Consider the following 21,953-nt stretch of genomic DNA (forward strand, 5'->3'; position numbering starts at 1 on the left):
CTTTTTTATGTTTTATAACAAGTTGTTGCAGGTTTTTACCAAGAGGCTCAAACAGACCCATGTTATCCGATAAACTTACCCCAGCACAAGTGCAATGGTCAAATCAGTCGGTTCCCGTGTCTGTACAGTTCGATGATGTTTACTTTTCAACCGATGACGGCTTGGCAGAAAGCCATTACAATTTTATCGATGCCAATCGGTTGCAAAGTCGTTTTTCCGGATTGCCGCCGAATGCTGTCTTTCGTATTGCCGAAACCGGATTCGGTTCCGGGTTGAACTTCTTGTTGGCCTGTCGGCTATGGCTTCAACAGGCACCGTCAAGCGCGAACTTACACTTTATCTCTTTTGAAAAATTTCCATTGGCGTTAGCCGACATGCAGCGTGCGCATAGCTGTTTTGTCGAACTGGCAGAAATTGCTGGCGAATTGCATAGCCGTTACCCGTTGTTGTTGCCGGGCTGGCATGATGTCTGGCTGTTTGAGAAACGGGTGCGTTTGACCTTATGGTTTGGTGATGTCAATAAAGGCTTGCCGGAACTGGATGCGACTCCTTCCAGCTTGGTCGATGCCTGGTTTTTGGATGGTTTTGCCCCAGCGAAAAACCCCGACATGTGGCAAACCACTCTGTTTCAGCAGATGGCACGCTTAAGCCATCAACAGACAAGCTTTGCCACCTTTACGACAGCCGGTGATGTGCGTCGTAGTCTGCATAAAATGGGGTTTCAGGTCGAAAAACGTCCTGGTTATGGCAAGAAACGCGAGATGTGTTTCGGCACTCTGTTGCACAAGCGCCCGTTCAGTTGGAAAACTCCGTGGTTTGAGCGCCCTGAGCCTATAGACAATGACAACAAACAGGCGATAGTCATCGGCGCAGGTTTGGCCGGAGCCGCCGCCGCTTACCAGCTTGCGGAAAACGGTTGGCAGGTAACCGTGTTGGAGCAGGCCGACGATATCGCCACTCAGGCCTCGGGAAATCTGGCCGGCGCGGTGCATCCGTTATTGACCGCCGATTGGAATCTACGCAGTCAATGGTACCTGCAGGGCTATGAAGCGACTTTACGCCATGTATTGCCTTGGTTTAATGAGGCTGGCAGTGAACGTTTGGGTGATTTAAGCGGGCTGATTCAGGTTTTTGTCGATAAGACCGCCGAGCAACGTTTTCAACAGGCGCAGCAACGCGTCGGCTTGCCACATGAGCTTGTCAGGGGGTTGAATGCAGAGGAGCATCAGCTTTATCTGCAAGGTCAGCACCGTCATCAGGGAATTATCTTTCCCAAAGGCGGTTGGCTCTACCCTCGTGCGGTAATCGAGCGCTGTCTGGCGCATCACAACATCCATTTGCAATGCGGGTTTAAAGTCAGCCGACTGGTTTTTGAAAATGAATCCTGGCGGCTCGATAATGGGCGGCAACAATATTGCGCACCGGTTGTCATTGTCGCCACAGGCAGTTTGGAAGCCAAACTAAACCAACAACTTGGTCTGCCGATCAGGCCGGTGAAAGGTCAGGTCACTCATTTACAACCGGAGCAGCAGCGTTATGTATTGGATAAGGCAGTCACTCATAAAGGCTATTCGAGCCCTTGTCATCATGGTGCGGTAACCGGTGCGACCTTTGAAGCGCCGAATATGGATGAAACCTTGTCACTGGCTAGTCACAAGGAGAATTTGGCGATGGCCGAGCAGGCCTTGCCGGATTGGCTGGCGACGTCAGTATCAGCAAGTGAATCGAGTTCAGTAACCGAGATTGAGCTTGCCGGTAGAGTTGCGTTTCGGCCGACAACACCGGACCATTTACCGATTATTGGTGCTGTCGCGCAGACAGATTGGATGCAAAAGGCCTATATCGGTCAATCCCATACCCATGCGGTATATCGTTACGATAAGCAGCGTTATCAAAAGGGTTTGTATGTCAGCAATGGGCATGGTGCACGAGGTTTGATGTCGGTGTTTCTCGCCGCCGAAATCTTGCTGGCGGAGATCGAAGGCGAGGCTTTGCCGCAACCATTGTCGCTTTATCATGCTTCGCATCCGGCAAGGTTTGCAATCAGGCAATGGCGTCAGGGTAAAGGAGATTTTTACGAAAAAGATCATCACTATAGCTAATTTCCAAGGCTTTGATACAATAGCTGACATTGATATAACAAGTCCGAAAATAAGGCTTGTCTGCACAACCCTAGCGGAGAACTCCATAGCAATGCGTATTTCCCAATACCTTAACAAATTTGCGTTATCGACTTTGGTGATTACACCTTGCCTATTGCTACCCCCGGCTTTTGCCAAAACGGTATTTGCATCCGATATCAAAAGCGCTCCCTGGTCTGAGGTAATCAATACGTTGCCCGAATATAAGGGCACTTTCAATACCGGTTTGCGTCAATCTTTACGCCGTCAATTGACGCTGCCGGATATCGGCGCGGCTTTTAATGCCCAGTCAGAGCAAGCCGATGCATTGCTACAAAGAATCAAGAAGCTCGATGCCGATTTGTCTCAATATGTTCGTGTCAGTGAATCGATCAGCCGTTTCCAGCAGTTAAAGCGTTTGATGCCGGCTTTAAAAAATATCGAAGAGCGAAAGTTAATTGAAGCGCTGCTGGTAAAAAACCAGATAAGGGTGCCGCGTTTGCGCAATAGCCGTTTATTACCACATTTGGATAAGCGAATTTCCATTCTTGCCAATGGTATGATTTTCAATCTTAAAGCGCTGGTGCGTGAGAACCGCACCTATGAGCCGCAACTGCTGGCCTCAATGGAGAAGTACGGCGTACCTTATTCGGCACGAATTCCTGACTTTATTCTTGATTATTATCTATTGCCTTTAGGTCAGAACGAACAGGGCAAGTGGTTGTTTGACGGCTCCATTTCATTATTGGGCAAATACGATATGAAAGTGGTCGGCGTGGAAAGCTCGATCAGCGTTGAGGCCAGCAATCGAGAGCAAGCAGAAGCCAAATCGATGGAGCTGTTGGCAGAATCGATTACCGAGCAGTTGACACAGTATTTATTGACTCAGTCCTAATTCGACTTAAATAGGAACCTTATGAACCTTTTTGGCAAAATCAGTATTGTTATTTGGATTGTTTTATTGATTGCTGCGGCAATTATGTTTGATTGGTTTGGCAGCCGGGATGCTGCCAATGCGGTACTTGAAGGCGGTAAAGTTGCGGTAGAGAAGCTGGAACAAACCGGTGATCAAGTGCAGGGGGCGATCGAGTCGGTTACCGAAAAGGGCGAAGCGGTTCAGCAGGAAGCAAAGAAGATCGCTGAATAATCTTGCTTGACCAACTTGCCAAGGTGGTGAAAATGTCTGCAAATTCGGAGAATAAAACATTGCCGCCCATCGGTTTGGTGATTATCGGCGATGAAATCCTTTCCAGTAAGCGTCAGGATCGTCATTTGGCGCAAGTTAATGAGTTGCTTAAGCCACGTGGTTTGCACATCAGTTGGGTCAAGATGCTTGGCGATAATGCCGATTTACTGGTAAAGAATCTACGCCAGAGTTTTGCCGATGGCGATATTGTTTTCAGTTTCGGCGGTATCGGCGCTACTCCGGATGACCGTACGCGCCAAAGTGCCGCTTTGGCCTTAGGCGTGAAAATTGAACGACATCCCGATGCAGTGGCCGAAATTGAAGCGCAATTTGGTGAAGACGCCTATCCGAAACGAGTGTTAATGGCAGAATACCCTCAAGGCGCGCAAATTATTCCTAATTTCTATAACCGAGTTCCCGGTTTCTCTATCCAAAACCATCACTTTATGCCTGGGTTTCCGATGATGGCAAAACCGATGGTGGAATGGGTGTTGGATAATTACTATGCCGATTTTTTTCAGATTCCGTTTATCGAAAAAGCAGTGAAAATCGATCAAGGCCATGAATCGGAGTGGATTGATTTTATGCAAGACTTTGAAGAGCGGTTTCCGCAATTGAGACTGTTCAGTCTGCCGAGTATCCATCAAGATGGCCGTCGTACCATTGATTTGGGTGTTGAAGGCCCAGCCACCATTGTCGAAGAAGGTTTTGCGTTGATTCTGGCGGAAATGGAGAAACGCCAGCAATCCTACACGCTGATTGAATCTTAAAGGCGAGTAAGCGCTTAACTGATACAATAGCGATCATTCTTTAGCCTTGATGATATTTGCTTAATTTTGCGCTAACACCATTTTTAAAAGCCCCGTTCCTTATGCCTGATCATTCTTTCACCAGCCCTTCTTCAAACACGTACTCGGAAAGCACTTTTCGTGATGTCATTATTATCGGCGCTGGAGCATCGGGATTAATGTGTGCCGCTACCGCCGGTTATCAAGGCAAACAGGTTTTGGTTTTGGATCATGCCCCGAAAGCGGCGGCGAAAATCCGTATTTCAGGGGGGGGTAAGTGCAATTTCACCAATATGGATATTTCCAGTGAAAACTATATTTGTCAAAACCCCCATTTTGTTAAATCCGCCTTATCGCGTTATCCCTCATCTGCCTTTATTGAGTTGGTAGAGCGCCATGGCTTGGCTTATGAACAACGCGAGCTGGGAAAGCTGTTTTGCAGTGAACGTGCTTCGGATTTGATTCAGATTCTGCGCACTGAATGTGATTGGGCCGGTGTCGAGGTGCAGACCCGTTGTGCCATTCAACAGCTGAGCTATGAAGATGGTCTTTATCGATTAACCACCAGTCAAGGTGTGTTCCAGTGTGCTAAACTGGTTGTCGCCAGCGGTGCTTTATCGTTTGCCAAATTAAAGGCGACCGGCTTGGGTTACGATATCGCACGTCAGTTCGGTTTGAATGTTATCGAAACACGTCCCGGTTTAGTGCCATTAAGTTTTGCCGGTCGTTGGCAAAAACGTTTCGGTGAGCTGAGCGGTTTGGCGCTGGATGTCTCGGTGACAGCAGGAGGCAGGAGCTTTAATGAAGCCATATTGTTTACTCATACCGGTTTAAGTGGTCCGGGCATTTTGCAGGCATCGAACTACTGGCAAGCAGGCGAGCCCATCGTGATTAATCTATTGCCAAAAAAGGATGTGTTTGCCGAGTTGTTGGCGTTGAAAAAGCAGGGCGCTTCTTTAAGCAAATGGCTGCAACGGTATTTACCGAAACGGATGGTGCAACAATGGTTGGAATGGTATCCGTTGAACGATCAGCCACAGCCGGATATGGCCAATATCAGCGATGACAGTCTACGCCACTATGGCGAACAATTAATGAATTGGACGCTCTATCCATCGGATACCGCCGGTTACGACAAGGCCGAGGTCACGTTAGGTGGTGTCGATACCGACGAGGTTTCACAAAAAAGTTTTGAAGCCAAAAAACAACCGGGCTTGTATTTCATCGGCGAAGTGCTTGATGTCACCGGTCACCTGGGAGGGTATAACTTCCAGTGGGCATGGGCGTCGGGGGTGGCTTGTGGATTGGCTTTGTGAACAAATAGAGTTGTTTTAGAGGGATGTAATTTTATTCTTCCTGCTGCACGATAGACAAACCGTAATAAGTCTAGTTGCGATATAGTGTTTTGATTAGATGATAGCCAAAACGGGTTTTGATAGGGCCATGCACCTCAAGCAGGGAGCGTTTGAATACCACTTGATCGAACGCTTTTACCATCTTTCCTTGATTAAACTCGCCCAAGTGGCCGCCGCGTTTGCCCGAAGGACAGATTGAATGGCGTTTGGCCAAGACATCAAATGGCTTGCCGCGTTTTAATTGCTCAAGAATCTCCAATGCCTCTGTTTCCGTCTTTACCAAAATATGCAGTGCCGCTGCTCTTGCCATCTTCGTCTCTCTCGCTAACTTTAGTTATCTGCGTATGCTAACAACAATTGATTGCAGCCAAGTGATTTTTTGCCTGCTACAAATTAAATCATCACCTTTTGTGCAATCAGCTCGATCATGTCTTGAACGTAATGTTGGTTGGATAACGCTTTTGGTGTTGCGGCATATAACTTAGTCCAAAGACCTTCTTCACTTAACGGGCGCCAAGGCAAGTGTTTGAACTCTGCCTGGTTTGCCAATAACCACTTGGGTAAAACGCAGATGCCTCGCCCGGCTTCAACACGCTGTAACATCATTATCGTCAACTCTGAGTAAGATAAAGATTTTGGCGTGATCCCATTAGGATCTAAAAAGTCTTTAAATACACTCAATTTGTTTTTATCCACCGGATAGGTGATCAGGGTCAGTTCTTTGAAATCTTCGGGTGCTAAAAATGTTTTGTGAAGCAGGTGGCATTCCAACGGTAAAACAGCCACCAGTTCATAGCTAAATAGCGCGGTGTAATCTATGTCCTCTAAGGTTTCCGGGTCAGAGGTAATGACAAAATCTAGCTGTTGCGAGGACAGTTGCGTTAACGGAGCTTGATTAAAACTTGGCACGATATCCAAATCCACACTGGGCCATTGTTCTTGATAAGGCCGTAATAATGGCATTAACCATTCAAAGCAGGTATGGCAATCTACGCCTATCCAGAGTCGTCCACTTTCTCCTTGTTTCAAGGACAGCAGTTGTCGTTGGACATTTTCTATTTGAGGTAAAACCTGCTGCGCCGCTTGCAGCAAGATCTGGCCAGCCGGAGTCCATTGAATGGGAAAGGTTTTACGTTTAAACAGTTCAATTTCTAAGCTCTCTTCCAATTGTTTAATTTGATGGGAGAGCGCAGATTGTGTCATGCAGAGTGTATTGGCGGCTTTATTAACGCTATGTGTTTGGGCTAATGCCTGTAATGTTCGTAAATGTTTGAGTTCTATCATTGTCTTATTATGAATTTATTTCATGTTTTTGTGAATTTTAATCGTTTGTTTTCATAAATGTGAGAATCTACACTTTCCTTGTTCAAAAAGTAATGCCTATTTATTAAACAAGGAATCAAACCATGACTATTCATAATTTGGGTTATCCAAGAATTGGTGATTTTCGCGAACTCAAATTCACCATTGAAGCCTATTGGAAAGGCGAAAAAAACCTCGTCGAGCTAGAAGAGCAAGCCCGTAATATCCGTTACCAAAATTATCAGACGCAAATTGCTGCCGGTGTTGAACTGATACCGGTGAATGACTTTGCTTATTATGATCAGGTGCTCAATATGAGTACTTTGCTGGGGGTTATTCCTGAACGTTTCGCGCAAGAAAAATACGATGTCGAGGTAGCGTTTCGCATGGCGAGGGGTCGAGCACCATCTGATGATGGCCACCATTGCTGCGCTCATCATCAAGCCAATTCTAAAGCGGGTTATGCCGGAGCCATGAAGAAGTGGTTTGACAGCAATTATCATTATATTGTTCCGGAGTTTGAAGAAAGCACCCGCTTTGAGATTACCGACACGCGTCTGTTTGACGAGGTGGCTGAAGCCTTGGCGTTAAGACAGGATGGCAAAAATATCGATTTCAAACCTGTGCTGATCGGTCCCGTGACCTATTTGTATCTGGCCGAGAACAAAGGCACTTCTCTGCCTAAATTGCAGCGTCTAGAGAGTTTATTGGATGTGTATTGCGAAGTGTTAGATAGGCTCGCCAAATTGGGCATTTCCTGGGTTCAGGTCGATGAACCTATTTTGGGATTGGAATTAGAACAGGATTGGCAAAATGCATTCAATCAAGCTTATGACACTCTCGCTAACAGTCCAGCCAAATTGCTTTTGGCAACCTACTTTGAGACCTTAGGGGATAACCTTGAACTGGCCTGTCGGCTTCCGGTAGCGGGCTTGCATTACGACGGTTTACGCGGCCAAAAGCAGTTAGATCAACTGGTGAATGCTTATCCTGTCAATAAAGTGCTTTCCATCGGCTTGGTGGATGGCCGTAATATCTGGAAGACCGATTTGAATGAAGCGATAAAGTTACTGAAAGAAGCAAAAGATAAGTTTGCCGAGAATTTGTGGGTGGCGCCCAGTTGCTCATTACTTCATGTGCCGGTGAATTTAGAGGTTGAGGAGAAGCTAGAATCCGAGTTGAAAAACTATCTGGCATTTGCCAAACAAAAGCTGAGTGAAATCAAACTCATTGCCGATGCCTTGAATGGTAGAGAGAACCAGCAAGCTTTGGCGGATAACTCCAGGGCAATCGCGGCAAAGAAAAACTCTAAATTGGTCAATGACTTCGAAGTACAGCAGCGTATTGCCAAGCTTGATGAGATTGCATTGAAGCGTCCACGGCCTTATGCGGAGCGAGCGCCAGAACAGAAGGCTAAGTTTCATTTGCCGTTGTTTCCGACCACGACCATCGGTTCCTTTCCTCAAACCGCTGAAATACGCCAAGTACGCCGACAATTTAAAAGCGGTGATATCAGTGAAGCGCAGTATATCGAAGCGATGCAGGCCGAAATTCGCGATGTCTGCGACCGTCAGCAACGTATCGGCATTGATGTCCTTGTTCATGGCGAGCCTGAGCGTAATGACATGGTCGAATACTTTGGTGAGCAATTAGACGGCTATGCCTTTACTCAGTTTGGCTGGGTTCAGTCTTATGGTTCTCGCTGTGTCAAACCGCCAATTATCTTTGGCGATGTGTCTCGTCCAAAAGCCATGACGGTAGCTTGGTCGAAATATGCGCAAAGTCAAACCGAAAAAATCATGAAAGGCATGTTAACCGGCGCTGTAACCATGTTGAACTGGTCATTTGTACGCAATGATCAACCACGAGAAATCACCTGTAACCAAATTGCCTTGGCTCTACGTGATGAGGTGTTGGATTTGGAATCTGCGGGCATTCATATGATTCAAATCGACGAAGCGGCTCTGCGAGAAGGCCTGCCCCTGAAAAAGGCAGATTGGCAAAATTATCTGAACTGGGCGGTGAATAGTTTCTTGATCACGACCTCTGGTGTGGCTAATACAACTCAAATTCATACCCATATGTGTTATTCAGAGTTCAATGACATTATTGAGGCGGTCGCGGCAATGGATGCCGATGTGATTACAATCGAAACTTCAAAGTCACATATGAAGCTATTAGATGCCTTTGTCGACTTCGCTTATCCGAATGAAATCGGACCGGGTGTCTACGATATCCATTCACCGAATATTCCAACGGTGGAACAAATGGTGAAATTAATTGAACAAGCGTCAAAACTGATTCCGGTTGAGCGTTTATGGGTAAATCCGGATTGTGGACTAAAAACTCGAGGCTGGACAGAAACCGAACCGGCTTTGGTAAATATGGTCGAAGCGGCTAAACAGCTAAGAGAAAGCTTCTTGAATCATTAAAATTGTCGGACATCATTGAGTAAGCAAGCCACTAAGGGATTAGTGGCTTTTTGAAGTGAATCGCGATTGATTGAGATCTCAATCGGGGATAGCGGTTTTTTCAATAATCCATCATCATTCTTGGATAACAGCTTCTAAAAGCTTCCTTCTGCTCTTTTGTCAGCACCGATTGCATTTTGTCGCGCCTTTTCAGGCGATACATAAATGCCTGTTTTTTGGCGGCGGCAAGTTCGTCATAGGCTTTGGAAATCGCCTTGTCATTGTCAGAACGCATCGCTTTGGAGAGTTTATTACGCGCTTTCCATAGCTTGTTCATCATGCTCGACATTTCATCCATTGTCTCTGCACGAATTGATTGCATTTTTTCAATCTGCTCTGCGCTTAAATTCATCGGACCCATGCCATAACCATAACCGTCCATCATGCCGTAACCATAACCATCATGCATCATAGGGCCATAGTCGTCCTCGGCATGAAGTGCCATAGGAGTTATTAAAACGCTTGCCAGTAGCAGGGTTTTTATTCCAGTTTTCATATAGTGTTACCTCTTTTGTTCAATTAAAGATGTCATCACTTGTTCCGTGGGTTTACCTCCGTCGCCACGTCGTTACATAAAAAACCTGAAAATTGAAAATGACATTAATGCCATTAGAGTATTGATTTTCAAACTTTTTTTATTAATGTCAAAGTTAAGTGTTTTTTAAGCCTAAGGCTTTTATGTAATAAAGACATGGGATTCCGTGTCTTAATTGAGTGACAACGTTATTCGGATTCCTCGTCTAAGGAGGGAATAATGAACTGGAATTACTGGAATATGCATGGCTATGATGGAATGGGTTTTATGTGGTTTTGGTTGCTCTTGATCGTGATCGTGGTGGTGTTGCTGGCTTGGTTTGTTAAACCTGGCGGAAGCTCTGTGCCTCATCATGAAACGGCGCTGGATATCTTGCAAAAAAGGCTGGCTCGTGGCGAGATTGATGAGCAGGAGTATCGCCGTATTAAAGACACCTTGGATACCGAATAGATAGGCGTTGATATCCTGTCTTTGAAGGGCTCATACAGAGGCAAGTTTTCTCTGTTAGATTAAAAAGGAGTTGATGATGGTCGCCAATCACTCTTTGCATCATCATGGCCAAGATGCGGGTTGTCAGCATTCACATCATCACGGTCAGCATAATCATCAGCATATGATTGCCGATTTCAGGAAACGTTTCTGGTTTTCATTGCTGATCACCATTCCGATTTTATTATTGTCACCTTTTCTGCAACAAATTTTTGGTTGGCAGCAAGCGCTCGGCTTCGAGCATGATGATTACGTGCTGCTGGCATTAGCGACGCTGATCTACATTTACGGCGGAGCCCCTTTCTTAACTGGCCTATGGTACGAATTAAGCAGCCGTCAACCGGGAATGATGACACTGATTGCGATTGCCATCAGTACCGCTTATCTATACAGCGGTATGGTCGTTTTGGGATTGTCAGGCAAGACGTTTTTTTGGGAGCTGGCCACTTTAATTGATTTGATGCTGCTGGGTCACTGGATTGAAATGAAATCGGTGATGGGCGCCTCTCAAGCGCTCCAAAAGCTGGCTGAATTGATGCCCACCAGCGCCCATAAAGTGACTGATGAGGGTTTGCTTGATGTCGAAATAGCGTCACTGTTGCCAAATGATCTGGTAATCGTCAAACCGGGTGAAAAAGTCCCCACGGACGGCTTGGTTGTCGAAGGTAAAAGCTCTGTTAACCAAGCATTGCTGACCGGTGAAAGCATGCCTGTCAGTAAGGCAAAGGATGATCGGGTTATTGCCGGTAGTCTGAATGGCGAAGGCGCCTTGACAGTCAAGGTCGAGAAAACCGGTAAGGATTCCTTTTTGGCCAAAGTGATTGATTTGGTCGAGCAGGCTCAGCAGAGTAAATCGCGCACCCAGAACCTCGCCAATCGGGCAGCGGTCTGGTTAACCCTTATTGCCTTGTCGGGGGGGCCTTAACGTTTTTTGTCTGGTCTTTGCTTTTATCGGAGGATATCGCATTTGCTCTGGAACGAACGGTCACCGTGATGGTCATTACTTGCCCGCATGCATTGGGTTTGGCCATTCCGTTGGTGGTTGCGGTCTCCACCTCTATCGGGGCGCGACAGGGTTTGATGGTGCGAAATCGTGCCGCTTTCGAATTGGCGAGAAAACTAGAGGTGGTGGTGTTCGATAAAACCGGGACCCTGACGAAGGGGGAGTTTGGTATTACTGCAATCATTAATTTGGCCCAAGATGTCTCTGAAGCGGAGTTGCTGAATTTGGCGGCATCGGTGGAACAGGATTCGGAACACCCGATTGCCAAGGCCTTGAGCCAAACCGTATCAAAACAAGCCAAGCTAAGTCATTTTAAAGTCAGCGAATTCAAGGCAATTCCAGGCAAAGGCGCACAGGCTCTGGTAGATGGTCGCTTGGTGCAGGTGGTCAGTCCGGGGTATTTATCCGAACAGTCGATAGACTACGATTGCCAAGCGGTTGATCAGGCGTTCGCTAGTGGTAAGACGGTGGTGTTTGTTCTGGTTGAGAATGTCTTAAAAGGAGCAATAGTTTTATCCGACTTGATTAAAGAAGAGGCAAGCGCCAGTATTCAAGCATTACAGCAAAAGGGGATTAAATGCATGATGCTGACGGGCGATAATCGCCAAGTTGCCGCCGCGGTCGCTGAGCAAATTGGTTTGGATGATTATTTTGCTGAGGTATTGCCGGAGCAAAAAGCGCAAACCATTCAGCAATTACAGCAAAAAGGCTATGTGGTTGCCATGGTGGGGGATGGCGTCAATGACGCCCCCGCATTAGCGCAGGCCGATGTCGGTATTGCCATCGGTGCCGGTACCGAGGTTGCCATAGAGTCGGCGGATATCGTTTTGGTCAACAATACTCCTCGGGATGTCGTCGCGGTAATCAATCTCGCTCGGGCGACCTATGAGAAAATGCTGCAAAATTTATGGTGGGCGGCGGGTTACAATATTTTGGCCATGCCTTTGGCCGCCGGAGTCTTGATCGGTGTCGGCATTGTCTTAAGCCCGGCGGTCGGCGCGGTTATGATGTCGTTGAGTACCATTGTGGTGGCAATCAATGCGCAGCTATTGAAGTATCAAAAAGTCTCCTGAAAGTACATAACCGATGTCAGCGAATTTTGCAGGGCTGGCATGGGATGATGCCAATCTCTATAATAGGCGCAACTGAAATGAAAGGCCGATTATGAACTTATTAAACCTAGAACTTAAAAACCGCGATTCGTTTTCGAATATCGTCAAGACATTGGTACAGAAACATCATAATGATCCTAAAGAGATGTTTATGCATGCGTTGGAAAGCGAGGCGGAACCGGAAATGAACTATTGGATGACCATGGTTTTGGTTCAGGAGTATTTTGTCTCTCCACAAATGGAAGTGGCCAAGGATGCCGCCGGTGAGCCGGTAAAAGCTTTACAGGCGGCTTGTTTGCTAAAAAATGTCGGAGTGGTTGCTGCTCTACTTGAATTGGGCGGTTTCAAAGGCAGCGTGACCGATAAGGATTTTCAGCTGGCGGCGCGCATTGCCTCATCACATGAAGATCAGGCGGTATTGGCGTTAATGATGAAATACGCCCAGGAAAAAGATCTTTTGGAACCTTTTATGCGCAACCTGCAGGGTGAGACATTGCAATAAAACCTTTGTTTTGAACCGTCTAGATTTATGATAGGTAAAAACTATCATTTTGTTTAAAACATTTTATTTCACTAATTCATGATATTTCACTACAATCGCAACTCATGACGAGATATGATGTTTTCGACTGATATATTTCTCGCGAATTATTAATTTTTTATTTGTTAACTTTTAGGAGTAAAACATGGCACTTAAGAATATGGAAGGACAAATGGTTCCTAACGTTGTGTTCCGTACACGTCAGAACAATGAATGGGTAGACGTAAGTACAGACGAGCTATTCAAAGGTAAAACAGTAGTTGTATTTTCACTACCTGGTGCTTTCACACCAACATGTTCGTCAACTCACCTTCCACGCTACAACGAGCTAGCGCCTGTATTTAAAGAAAACGGTGTTGATGACATTATCTGTCTATCAGTTAACGATACTTTCGTAATGAATGCTTGGGCTGCGGACCAGGAGTCTACCAACGTAACACTAATTCCAGACGGTAACGGTGAGTTCTCTGACGGTATGGGTATGTTGGTTGACAAGGATGACCTAGGTTTCGGTAAGCGTTCATGGCGTTATTCAATGCTTGTTAAAGACGGCAAGATTGAGAAAATGTTCATCGAACCAGAAGTTCCTGGTGACCCATTTGAAGTTTCAGATGCAGACACTATGTTGAACTACATCAACCCTAACGCTTCTGCGCCTAAGGTTGCGACTGTTTTCACTAAAGAAGGTTGCCCATTCTGCGTTAAAGCGAAAGCGATGTTGAACGACAACAACATTCATTTTGAAGAAATTCAGATCACTAATTCTGGTACTACATCACGTACTCTATGGGCGGTTGCTAAAGCGGAAACTGTTCCTCAGGTATTTATCGATGGTCAGCACATTGGTGGTTCAGAAGAATTGGCAAACTTCCTAGCGTCTTAATTGCCAATTTAGACTGAATGGCGACTGTAATGCGAGTTAGCAACAGTACGCTAAGCGAACGGCTAAGTATTAGCTGTTGAGAAAAAGCCGATGGATTTTATCTATCGGCTTTTTTGTTCGCTGACTGTAAATCTTCAAAGTAAGAGCCAAGGAAATTACTATGAAATATGATTACGACATTATCGCGATTGGTGCCGGTAGTGGTGGTTTATCTGTTGTTGAACGTGCAGCAGAATACGGTAAAAAATGTGCCGTAGTGGAAGCAAAAAAACTAGGCGGGACTTGCGTTAATATCGGTTGTGTACCGAAAAAAGTCATGTGGTTCGGTGCGCATATCGCTGAGGCGGTTCGTGATGCCAAAGACTTCGGTTTTGATATCAACCAGAACGGATTCGACTGGGGCACCCTGGTTGAGAAACGTGAGAACTATATCAACAATATCACCACTTGGTATAACGGCTATATGGCCGACAAAGGTGTTGAGGTTCTGCACGGTTGGGGCAGTTTTGTTGATAACCATACGGTCGATGTTGATGGTAAACGTTATACGGCGGAAACCATTGTGATTGCACCGGGTGGACGCCCATTGATTCCGAATGAAACAGAAAATGCCGATTTGGGGATTACTTCTGACGGTTTCTTTCAGCTGACAGAGCAGCCTAAAAAAGTCGCGGTAATCGGTAGTGGTTATATTGCAGTTGAATTGGCCGGTGTTTTCCAAGCGCTTGGTACCGATACCAGTTTATTGAGTCGCAAAGACTTGGTATTGCGTGGTTTTGATGACATGATTCGCGAAACCTTAACGGATGCGATGATTACCTCCGGTATTCACAAAGAGTATCACTTCAAGGTCAAAAAGCTGATTAAGGCAGATGACGGTACCATTACGGTAGAAAGTGAAGACGGGCAGCATCTTGAAGGATTTGATCAGGTGGTCTGGGCTGTGGGTCGAGAAACCCTAATTGAGCCGCTAAAATTGGATAATGTCGGTTTGAAAGCGAATGGCCGCGGCTTTATCGAAGTGGACGAATATCATAAAACCGATGTCGATAATATCTATGCGATTGGTGATGTCACCGGGCAACCTCAGCTAACGCCTGTGGCGATCCGTGCCGGCCGTTATCTAGCCGAGCGTTTATACAACAATAAGCCTGAGTTGAAGTTGGATTTAAGTTCTGTGCCCACCGTTATCTTCTCGCATCCTCCGGTCGGAACGGTCGGTTTGCCTGAGCATGAAGCGCGTGCCAAGTATGGTCATGACAATGTTAAGGTGTATACATCAAGTTTCACACCAATGCGTTATGCCTTTACCGAGCATCAGATCAAAACCGCTTTGAAATTGGTGGTTACTGGTGAAGAGGAAAAGGTGGTCGGCATTCATATTGTCGGTGATGGCGCCGATGAAATGCTGCAAGGTTTTGCCGTAGCGGTGCAAATGGGCGCGACCAAAGCCGATTTGGACGCAACCATTGCGATTCACCCTTCAAGTTCCGAAGAGCTTGTTACCATGCGTTAATCTGCATTTAGCACTGCAGTCCAAAGCCCGTTTGCCCTTATTGGGCAAGCGGGTTTTTTGTTTTCAGAGCACGCATATCGCTGTTTGATAATCCCATTATTATCCTGTTTTGCATGTCTTAAGAGATTCTTCATAATTTTTTTCATCGAACCGCTTGCAAATGCAAATTATTCTCGTTAACATTGCCTCCATAAAAGTTAATGCAAATTATTATCATTAAGCTTCAGTTTTAAGAATAACTAGATTTTGATAGCGCTTTAACGCCAGAGCCATTTTGTAGCGTTTGTAAAACTCTCCTAAAGTAAACGGTCGTAGTCGGTCTGGCATAAAGTGTAAAGGACACATTATGGAATTGATTTCACGAGTAGCCCCTTTTGCCGCAAGCCTGTTATTGGCATCAACCGCAGTGATGAGCACTGCGGTACAGGCTGTCGAGCATGATTTAAACAAAATGAAAAAGGTGCTGGAAAGCAATGCCGATATGGGTTTGGCGGTTTATAGCGATACCTTGAATACGGCAAAACAGTTGCGTAAGGCGATTGCCGAGTTACGTGCTCAACCCAATCAAGCCAATTTAATGGCGGCTAGAAAAGCCTGGCTGGTAGCGCGTGAGCCCTATGGCCAGAGTGAAGCGTTCCGTTTCCGCCTAAGTCCGATCGACTCAAGTAACTATAAAGACGAAGACGGTCTGGAAGGTGATATTAATGCCTGGCCTTTAGGTGAAGCCCTAATCGATTATGTGGTGGTCGGTAATGATTTCGGCAATGACCAATTAGGCGTCAGCGCACACCAAACACCGGTAAACGGCGGTAAAGCCATTACGGTCGATAGTCTGCAAGCCAATATCATCAATACGCCAAGTATTGAGATCACACCAGCATTGATCGCGAACACAGCAACAGCGGAAGATGAGCACGATGTGTTGGCAGGATATCATGCAATTGAATTCATGCTTTGGGGACAGGATCTGAATAATAGCGGTTCGGCCGATACACAGGGTAAACGTCAGCAGGCGGTTAAAACGTGGCAATCGATTAATGCAACCGGTGGACAGCGCCCGCTAACCGATTTTATCTCCAAACAGGAAAATGATGCGGCCGATCGCCGTCTAACCTTTTTGGAAGTGGTTACCGATAAGTTGGTGGCCGATTTACAGACCGTGGTCGATGGATGGAAGCAAGGTGTGCAGGGCAACTATCGTGACAAATTCACCACAGTCAATAGCATTGATGAAGCCAAGCAGAAGTTTGCCGAGATTCTGACCGGCATAGGCACGCTTGCCGAGGGTGAATTAGCGGGTGAACGTATGCAGATTGCCTTGTCAGCGGATTCTCAAGAAGATGAGCAGTCATGTTTTTCTGACAATACGCACCGTGATATCTGGCTAGATGTCCAAGGTATCGTCAATATCTATTATGGCGATTACCGCGGCTACGATGCTAATCTGGATGGTAAGCCCGATAGTGGAAATTCACTTAAAGGCTATGGGATTGATGACTATTTGACAGATATCGGCGAGCGTCAGTTAGGCAAGGATGTGGAAGCCAAGTTGGCATTGATTCAAAACGGCGCCAACAAGATTGACGCTATGGCGCGTCAGGGTACTCCGGTGGATGTGATGATTATGGATCCAGGTAGCGATGCAGCCAAGCCTATGCGTGACACCATTGTGGCATTAAATAAACAGTCTGCCTCAATTGCCAAACTAGCTAAGGCGATTGATATACAGCACTAAAGTTTCAAGAGCATTGATTGAACCATGTTGAACCGATATAGCCATACAGTTTATCAAGTGCAGCGCTGTCGCGTTATGCAAGGTTATATCGTAGCGGCGTTGGCTATTTGCATTGTGATGTTGTTCTTGCCGAACAGTGCTATGGCTAACGCCAAATTACCTGGCGGTGATGGCAGTGTTGAATATCAGCCGTTTGCTTCGTATTTATTGCCAATGGCAAATATGTCTGAAGATGCAAAGACCGACTTTCATGCTGCCAGAGCGTTGGCGCATCAACCGTGGGTCAAGGCTCCGGCTTCAACCACCGCCAGAGATGGTTTGGGGCCGATCTATAATGCGAGAAGCTGTTTAGCCTGTCATATCAATGGTGGACGAGGTTTAATGCCGAATGATGGCAAGCAGAGACTGACTCAGGGAGTGGTTCGCCTGTCGGTTGAGGATGAAAAAGGTGTCAGAGCGCACCCGGTATATGGAGAGCAATTGCAGACACAATCGATCGCCTTGGCGCATCAATTGAATCTAGCCGCATCCCTGTATAAAAGCGAGCCAAAGCCGGAAGCCTATGCTTATATTGATTGGCAATATAAGCAGTATGTCTATGCCGATGGCAGTAAGGTCGAGCTGCGTCATCCCAAGTTGCGTTTGCAACGATTGGCTTATGGTGAACTGGGTGAAAAGGTGCGTTTGAGCTTGCGCAATGCGCCGCCAATCCATGGCGTTGGACTGCTGGAAATGATTAGCGAAAAGGATATTCTCGCTAACCAGAAACAGCAGGCAGATCAAGGACTGGTAAGCGGAAAAGTTAATAGGGTGTTTGATCCGCAAAGCGCCCAGACGGTGATCGGCCGTTTTGGCTGGAAAGCCAATCAGCCGAGCGTATTGGTGCAGACGGCACAGGCGTTTCAGCAGGATATCGGTATCAGTAATCCGCTGTTCACAGATCAGCCGTGCACGCGGTATGAAAAAGAATGCCGTCAGCAGCCGTTAGGTTATGTCAGGAACTCGAAGGAGCCGTTTGAGTTAAATAATAGATTGCTGCAAGCGGTTGCCGATTTCAGTAAAAACCTGGCTGTACCCAAAGCCAGACAGATGGGAAAAACGCTATCCGTACAGGGCGACAAGCTGTTTAAGCAGACGGGATGCATTGCTTGTCATAAAGCAAGCTATGTCACCACTGAAGATAAACAATTTCCGCAGTTGTCCAATCAGCAGATCTGGCCCTATAGCGACCTGCTGGTGCATGATATGGGCGAGGCCTTGGCAGACAATCGTAGCGATTTTCTGGCCGGCGGTCGCGAATGGCGAACCGCTCCGCTTTGGGGGATAGGGTTAAGTGAACGAGTTAACGGTAGTCATAACTTTTTACATGATGGTCGGGCGCGTACAATTGAGGAAGCGATTCTTTGGCATGGTGGAGAAGCTGAATTCAGCAAGCAAAATTTTGTAAAATTGACTCAGCAACAACGTCAATTGCTTTTAGACTTCATTAAAGCCATCTAGTAAAAGCATTCCCGATCAGATTTTAAAATAGGTAAATATTATGCAAGCCGAGACAAAGACGATCCTGAAACCCCGCCTGGTATTTTTGCTTTTAGCGGCACTGGCGCTGGGAGCATGTCAATCAGATCCGCTAAAGAAAGCGCCATTGGCGCAGATTGAGCTGGGTAAGAAAGGCTTGCAGTCGATTATCGACACCAGTGCCGATGAGGTGATGATTCCCCGTATTCAACAGTGGCAAAAATCAGCGCTGTTAATGCAAAAATCGACAATGGATTTTTGTCAGCAGCCAAATGAAGATGGCTTGGTTGATTTACAAAAAGACTTTAAGCAGCTGTATCTCGATTGGAACGGTGTCATGTTATTTGATTTTGGCCCTTTACGAGACAATCTGTTTTTTCCAAAAATCCATTTTGTTGAATCGATGCGCCAAAGAGGTCGTGATTACAGTCATTCGATTCGCGACAATATCAAGCGTCGTTTAGAAGATGATAAAGCTTTGCATCAAGCCTATTTCAATAAGTTGAAATTCAATCTGGTGGGGATGCCGGCAATTGAAATTCTACTCTTTGATGGCGCCAACGATGTTCTGTTAAAGAGTTATCAGCAGCCAAGAAAATGCCAGCTATTACAGGGCATGGTGGATTTGAACGAACGTATTGCCAGCTATGTGTTGACGGGTTGGACTTCCGGTCATCAGGGAAAAACCGGCTATAGAGAATTGTTTGTCAGCGCTAAGCTGGAGGGTGGTGAGCAACCGTTAAGTAAGCTTTTATATGCCATGCAGGACTATTTACGTTACATCACTCAGCGTAAATTAAATGGCAGATTGGATGCGCAGTTGTCTGACATGAGTTGGCCTAATCTGGCCGCCGGTTTGGATGCCGTTGAAATGCTCTATAGCGGAAACCAAAGCAACTTAAGCATTCGCGGTTATCTATGGAAAGCGGCGCGGAAACAGGAAGTCAAAGATTTTGATGAGCAAATGAATCTGGCCAGAATAGCTATCGAAAATCGCGATAAGGCTGCTTTGGCAAAAGCCTATAGTGCGATGATCGGGTATCTTGAAAAACCGATTCCTAAAGCATTGGGAATGAATCTGGGAATGAATTTTGTCGATGGTGACTGAAGACCGTCGGCTCAAAGGTATTGATATGGATGTTTCTCTAAATCGCAGGGCATTTTTAAAAAACTCATTGGCGGGTGCTTTATTGGCCGCTTCGCCGACACTTTATGCAAAAACGCTAATTAGCGATGCACAGGGTCAGCAGGGTTGGTTTGCGGCGCAAGGAGATAAGGCGCATGGTTTTGGCTATGGCGGTCTAACCCATCCGGCTGCGGACCGTAATGCCGTGCATGAGTTTGATGGTTTGAGTGGCTTTCGCGGTCACGGCGGCGCCCAGCACCCACTGGAAAAACATCGTATTTTCCTATTCGGTCGCCGTCCCAGTACCGAATCGATTGAGATTGACTTGAATAGCGGCAAGGTGGTGAACCGTATCCAAGCGACCAAGGATCGTCATTTTTTCGGTCATGGAGCCTTTAGTGCTGATGGGCGTTACTTGTTTACCACTGAAGCCGATTTGAAAAACAATGTCGGCAAGATCGGTATTCGTGATGCGCACAGTTTTCAGCATCTTGGAGAGTATGACAGCTATGGCGTTGGGCCTCACCAGTTGATGCTGATGCCCGATAACAAACAGCTTGTTATCGCTAATGGCGGGATTTTAACGCGTCCGGAAAGCGGTCGTAAAAAACTCAATCTGGATACCATGCAATCCAATTTGGCTTTGGTGGATATTGAAAACGGGAGTCAAAACGAGCAGGTAACGGTGACGGAACCGAAAGCCAGTATTCGCCATCTTGATGTCAGCAATGACGGTACCATCGCTTTTGGTATGCAGGTGCAGCGAGAGGCTTGCGGACATGACCGTATAGTGCCTTTGACAGCGAGTTATCATGCCAAAACCGGTTTACAGATGTTTGCTCAGCCGGAAATGGTGCTGCAACAGATGGACGACTATGTCGGTAGCGTTGCGGTAAATAGCGAGTCTCGGTTGGCAGGCTTTACCAGCCCGCATGGCGATATTGTGGGCTTTTGGCACATTGATACCGGCGAGTTCAGCGGTTATCACGCTTTGCAGGATGTCTGCGGAATTGTCAATCAAGCCGCCAGCGGCGAGTTTGCCATTACGAATTCATTCGGCATGGTGCGTATGCTGGATGCGATGAATTTAAATGAAAAACTGGCGCAGAGAAAACATCTGCCAGGGATGAAGTGGGATAACCACATGGTGGCAATCCATAGCTGATTTAGAGAATTGGTTATGGTTGAATTCGAATTTAAGAATGAAATGGAGAAGGAATGAATATGTTGCAGTCTTTAATAAAAAAAGCACAGGGCTCATTGTTTACATTGCTATTGCTGAGTTTGGCGATACCAATCAATTACGCGCAGGCCTCCGAACAAGAAGTGAATGTCTATTCGGCGCGTAAAGAGCAATTGATTAAACCTTTATTGGATGAATTTAGCCGTGACACCGGTATTAAGGTAAATTTGATTACCAGTAAGGCAGATGCCTTATTGCAGCGCTTGCAGTCGGAAGGTGCCTTAAGCCCTGCGGATTTGCTGGTAACCGTTGATGCCGGGCGTCTTTATCGTGCCAAGCAAGCGGGTGTTCTGCAGCCGATCAACGATGAGAATATCTTGAATTCGGTGCCTAAGCATTTGCGAGATCGTGATAACGACTGGATTGGACTGACCACCCGTGCCCGAGTGATTGTCTACGCTAAAGACCGCGTCGATCCGCAAGAGTTATCGACTTATGAGGCTTTGACCGATAAGAAATGGCATAAGCGTCTATGTATTCGTTCGTCCAATAATATCTATAATCAGTCGCTAGTTGCATCGATGATTGCTCAGCAAGGCGAGCAGGCTACCCAGCAATGGGCTGACGCTTTGGTGAAAAACTTTGCCCGTAAACCTAAAGGCGGTGACCGTGATCAGGTGATGGCTGTGGCCGCTGGTCAGTGTGATATCGCGGTTATCAACACCTATTATTTAGGCAAGATGCTAAGTGGGCTGGATGAAGGACAGAAACAAGCCGCAGAAAAGGTTGCCATCTTTTGGCCAAACCAGCAAGGTCGTGGTGCTCACGTCAATGTCAGTGGTATCGCTTTGACCAAAGCGTCTAAAAACAAGGAGAATGCCTTGAAACTGATTGAATTTATGCTTTCTGAGCCGGCACAGGCTTGGTATGCCGAAACCAATAACGAATATCCGGCGGTGGAAGACGTTGAATGGAGCCCGACATTAAAGAATTGGGGTGAGTTTAAATCAGACGCGTTAAATCTGACCGAGCTGGGTATTTATAATGCTCAAGCGGTAAAGATTATGGATCGAGCCGGTTGGCGTTAATT

At 46.4% G+C, this 21,953-nt stretch carries 20 protein-coding genes; 17 read left to right on the forward strand and 3 right to left on the reverse strand.

Annotated elements, in window-relative coordinates:
• Positions 1 to 59 precede the first annotated feature (59 nt).
• The 5 genes from mnmC to FE785_RS00585 all read left to right on the forward strand — a co-directional run bounded on the left by mnmC (position 60) and on the right by FE785_RS00585 (position 5,410).
• Positions 60 to 2,102 (forward strand): bifunctional tRNA (5-methylaminomethyl-2-thiouridine)(34)-methyltransferase MnmC2/FAD-dependent 5-carboxymethylaminomethyl-2-thiouridine(34) oxidoreductase MnmC1, encoded by a 2,043-nt coding sequence (mnmC, locus tag FE785_RS00565; RefSeq protein ID WP_138563376.1) that lies wholly within the window; start codon positions 60 to 62, stop codon positions 2,100 to 2,102.
• 91 nt (positions 2,103 to 2,193) lie between these two features.
• Entirely contained in the window at positions 2,194 to 3,015 is an 822-nt protein-coding gene (locus FE785_RS00570; protein ID WP_138563378.1) for a hypothetical protein, read from the forward strand.
• A 21-nt stretch (positions 3,016 to 3,036) separates the two neighbouring features.
• Positions 3,037 to 3,267 (forward strand): hypothetical protein, encoded by a 231-nt coding sequence (locus FE785_RS00575; RefSeq protein ID WP_138563380.1) that lies wholly within the window; start codon positions 3,037 to 3,039, stop codon positions 3,265 to 3,267.
• A 32-nt stretch (positions 3,268 to 3,299) separates the two neighbouring features.
• Positions 3,300 to 4,076: a competence/damage-inducible protein A gene (locus tag FE785_RS00580; protein WP_138563382.1), complete on the forward strand. Its 777-nt coding sequence runs from the start codon at positions 3,300 to 3,302 to the stop codon at positions 4,074 to 4,076.
• A gap of 101 nt (positions 4,077 to 4,177) precedes the next feature.
• Positions 4,178 to 5,410, forward strand: a complete 1,233-nt coding sequence (locus FE785_RS00585) for a BaiN/RdsA family NAD(P)/FAD-dependent oxidoreductase (RefSeq protein ID WP_138563384.1) — start codon at positions 4,178 to 4,180, stop codon at positions 5,408 to 5,410.
• A 70-nt stretch (positions 5,411 to 5,480) separates the two neighbouring features.
• Here FE785_RS00585 and ppiC read toward each other — a convergent pair whose 3' ends face one another.
• Both ppiC and FE785_RS00595 read right to left on the reverse strand, forming a co-directional pair.
• Entirely contained in the window at positions 5,481 to 5,759 is a 279-nt protein-coding gene (gene ppiC / locus FE785_RS00590) for a peptidylprolyl isomerase PpiC (RefSeq protein ID WP_138563386.1), read from the reverse strand.
• 83 nt (positions 5,760 to 5,842) lie between these two features.
• The gene (locus tag FE785_RS00595) at positions 5,843 to 6,733 is read right to left on the reverse strand and encodes a LysR family transcriptional regulator (RefSeq protein WP_138563388.1); all 891 of its coding nucleotides are present in this window, start codon (positions 6,731 to 6,733) and stop codon (positions 5,843 to 5,845) included.
• Positions 6,734 to 6,855: 122 nt separating this feature from the next.
• On the opposite strand from FE785_RS00595, the gene metE reads away from it, so the two are divergent.
• A complete protein-coding gene (gene metE / locus FE785_RS00600; protein WP_138563390.1) occupies positions 6,856 to 9,183 on the forward strand; it encodes a 5-methyltetrahydropteroyltriglutamate--homocysteine S-methyltransferase in 2,328 nt (775 codons plus the stop codon).
• Between the two features lie 100 nt (positions 9,184 to 9,283).
• On the opposite strand, the gene FE785_RS00605 is transcribed toward metE, so the two are convergent.
• Positions 9,284 to 9,718, reverse strand: a complete 435-nt coding sequence (locus FE785_RS00605) for a Spy/CpxP family protein refolding chaperone (RefSeq protein ID WP_138563392.1) — start codon at positions 9,716 to 9,718, stop codon at positions 9,284 to 9,286.
• A 258-nt stretch (positions 9,719 to 9,976) separates the two neighbouring features.
• Between FE785_RS00605 and FE785_RS00610 the strand changes: the two genes are divergently transcribed.
• The 11 genes from FE785_RS00610 (at position 9,977) to FE785_RS00655 (ending at position 21,951) form a co-directional block, all read left to right on the forward strand.
• On the forward strand, positions 9,977 to 10,207 hold the full coding sequence (locus tag FE785_RS00610) for an SHOCT domain-containing protein (RefSeq protein ID WP_138563394.1): 231 nt from the start codon (positions 9,977 to 9,979) through the stop codon (positions 10,205 to 10,207).
• A gap of 73 nt (positions 10,208 to 10,280) precedes the next feature.
• Entirely contained in the window at positions 10,281 to 11,171 is an 891-nt protein-coding gene (locus FE785_RS10990; protein WP_275115349.1) for an HAD-IC family P-type ATPase, read from the forward strand.
• Between the two features lie 17 nt (positions 11,172 to 11,188).
• Positions 11,189 to 12,322, forward strand: coding sequence for a heavy metal translocating P-type ATPase (locus FE785_RS00615; protein WP_275115350.1), 1,134 nt, complete (start codon positions 11,189 to 11,191; stop codon positions 12,320 to 12,322).
• Between the two features lie 91 nt (positions 12,323 to 12,413).
• On the forward strand, positions 12,414 to 12,863 hold the full coding sequence (locus FE785_RS00620) for a hypothetical protein (RefSeq protein ID WP_138563396.1): 450 nt from the start codon (positions 12,414 to 12,416) through the stop codon (positions 12,861 to 12,863).
• 184 nt (positions 12,864 to 13,047) lie between these two features.
• Positions 13,048 to 13,785 (forward strand): glutathione peroxidase, encoded by a 738-nt coding sequence (locus tag FE785_RS00625; protein WP_138563398.1) that lies wholly within the window; start codon positions 13,048 to 13,050, stop codon positions 13,783 to 13,785.
• Positions 13,786 to 13,945: 160 nt separating this feature from the next.
• Entirely contained in the window at positions 13,946 to 15,301 is a 1,356-nt protein-coding gene (gene gorA / locus FE785_RS00630) for a glutathione-disulfide reductase (RefSeq protein WP_138563400.1), read from the forward strand.
• A gap of 346 nt (positions 15,302 to 15,647) precedes the next feature.
• Positions 15,648 to 17,036 carry an imelysin family protein gene (locus FE785_RS00635; protein ID WP_138563402.1) on the forward strand — a complete coding sequence of 463 codons (1,389 nt, stop codon included), beginning with the start codon at positions 15,648 to 15,650 and terminating at the stop codon, positions 17,034 to 17,036.
• A 24-nt stretch (positions 17,037 to 17,060) separates the two neighbouring features.
• Positions 17,061 to 18,536: a di-heme oxidoreductase family protein gene (locus FE785_RS00640; protein WP_138563404.1), complete on the forward strand. Its 1,476-nt coding sequence runs from the start codon at positions 17,061 to 17,063 to the stop codon at positions 18,534 to 18,536.
• 40 nt (positions 18,537 to 18,576) lie between these two features.
• On the forward strand, positions 18,577 to 19,662 hold the full coding sequence (locus tag FE785_RS00645; RefSeq protein WP_138563406.1) for an imelysin family protein: 1,086 nt from the start codon (positions 18,577 to 18,579) through the stop codon (positions 19,660 to 19,662).
• Positions 19,663 to 19,687: 25 nt separating this feature from the next.
• Positions 19,688 to 20,845 (forward strand): DUF1513 domain-containing protein, encoded by a 1,158-nt coding sequence (locus tag FE785_RS00650; RefSeq protein ID WP_168188883.1) that lies wholly within the window; start codon positions 19,688 to 19,690, stop codon positions 20,843 to 20,845.
• A 59-nt stretch (positions 20,846 to 20,904) separates the two neighbouring features.
• A complete protein-coding gene (locus tag FE785_RS00655) occupies positions 20,905 to 21,951 on the forward strand; it encodes a Fe(3+) ABC transporter substrate-binding protein (RefSeq protein WP_138563410.1) in 1,047 nt (348 codons plus the stop codon).
• Positions 21,952 to 21,953: the final 2 nt, after the last annotated feature.

It is taken from the genome of Thiomicrorhabdus sediminis, from assembly GCF_005885815.1.
GTDB lineage: Bacteria > Pseudomonadota > Gammaproteobacteria > Thiomicrospirales > Thiomicrospiraceae > Thiomicrorhabdus > Thiomicrorhabdus sediminis.

What these genes read in the sequence shown, in the direction of transcription:
- gorA (WP_138563400.1), top strand. Translation starts at nt 13,946, where the DNA reads ATGAAATATGATTACGACATTATCGCGATTGGTGCCGGTAGTGGTGGT.
- FE785_RS00635 (WP_138563402.1), top strand. Translation starts at nt 15,648, where the DNA reads ATGGAATTGATTTCACGAGTAGCCCCTTTTGCCGCAAGCCTGTTATTG.
- FE785_RS00595 (WP_138563388.1), bottom strand. Translation starts at nt 6,733, where the DNA reads ATGATAGAACTCAAACATTTACGAACATTACAGGCATTAGCCCAAACA.
- FE785_RS00620 (WP_138563396.1), top strand. Translation starts at nt 12,414, where the DNA reads ATGAACTTATTAAACCTAGAACTTAAAAACCGCGATTCGTTTTCGAAT.
- ppiC (WP_138563386.1), bottom strand. Translation starts at nt 5,759, where the DNA reads ATGGCAAGAGCAGCGGCACTGCATATTTTGGTAAAGACGGAAACAGAG.
- FE785_RS00580 (WP_138563382.1), top strand. Translation starts at nt 3,300, where the DNA reads ATGTCTGCAAATTCGGAGAATAAAACATTGCCGCCCATCGGTTTGGTG.
- FE785_RS00625 (WP_138563398.1), top strand. Translation starts at nt 13,048, where the DNA reads ATGGCACTTAAGAATATGGAAGGACAAATGGTTCCTAACGTTGTGTTC.
- FE785_RS00650 (WP_168188883.1), top strand. Translation starts at nt 19,688, where the DNA reads ATGGATGTTTCTCTAAATCGCAGGGCATTTTTAAAAAACTCATTGGCG.
- FE785_RS00640 (WP_138563404.1), top strand. Translation starts at nt 17,061, where the DNA reads ATGTTGAACCGATATAGCCATACAGTTTATCAAGTGCAGCGCTGTCGC.
- FE785_RS00575 (WP_138563380.1), top strand. Translation starts at nt 3,037, where the DNA reads ATGAACCTTTTTGGCAAAATCAGTATTGTTATTTGGATTGTTTTATTG.
- FE785_RS00645 (WP_138563406.1), top strand. Translation starts at nt 18,577, where the DNA reads ATGCAAGCCGAGACAAAGACGATCCTGAAACCCCGCCTGGTATTTTTG.
- mnmC (WP_138563376.1), top strand. Translation starts at nt 60, where the DNA reads ATGTTATCCGATAAACTTACCCCAGCACAAGTGCAATGGTCAAATCAG.
- FE785_RS00655 (WP_138563410.1), top strand. Translation starts at nt 20,905, where the DNA reads ATGTTGCAGTCTTTAATAAAAAAAGCACAGGGCTCATTGTTTACATTG.
- FE785_RS00605 (WP_138563392.1), bottom strand. Translation starts at nt 9,718, where the DNA reads ATGAAAACTGGAATAAAAACCCTGCTACTGGCAAGCGTTTTAATAACT.
- FE785_RS00610 (WP_138563394.1), top strand. Translation starts at nt 9,977, where the DNA reads ATGAACTGGAATTACTGGAATATGCATGGCTATGATGGAATGGGTTTT.
- FE785_RS10990 (WP_275115349.1), top strand. Translation starts at nt 10,281, where the DNA reads ATGATGGTCGCCAATCACTCTTTGCATCATCATGGCCAAGATGCGGGT.
- FE785_RS00570 (WP_138563378.1), top strand. Translation starts at nt 2,194, where the DNA reads ATGCGTATTTCCCAATACCTTAACAAATTTGCGTTATCGACTTTGGTG.
- metE (WP_138563390.1), top strand. Translation starts at nt 6,856, where the DNA reads ATGACTATTCATAATTTGGGTTATCCAAGAATTGGTGATTTTCGCGAA.
- FE785_RS00585 (WP_138563384.1), top strand. Translation starts at nt 4,178, where the DNA reads ATGCCTGATCATTCTTTCACCAGCCCTTCTTCAAACACGTACTCGGAA.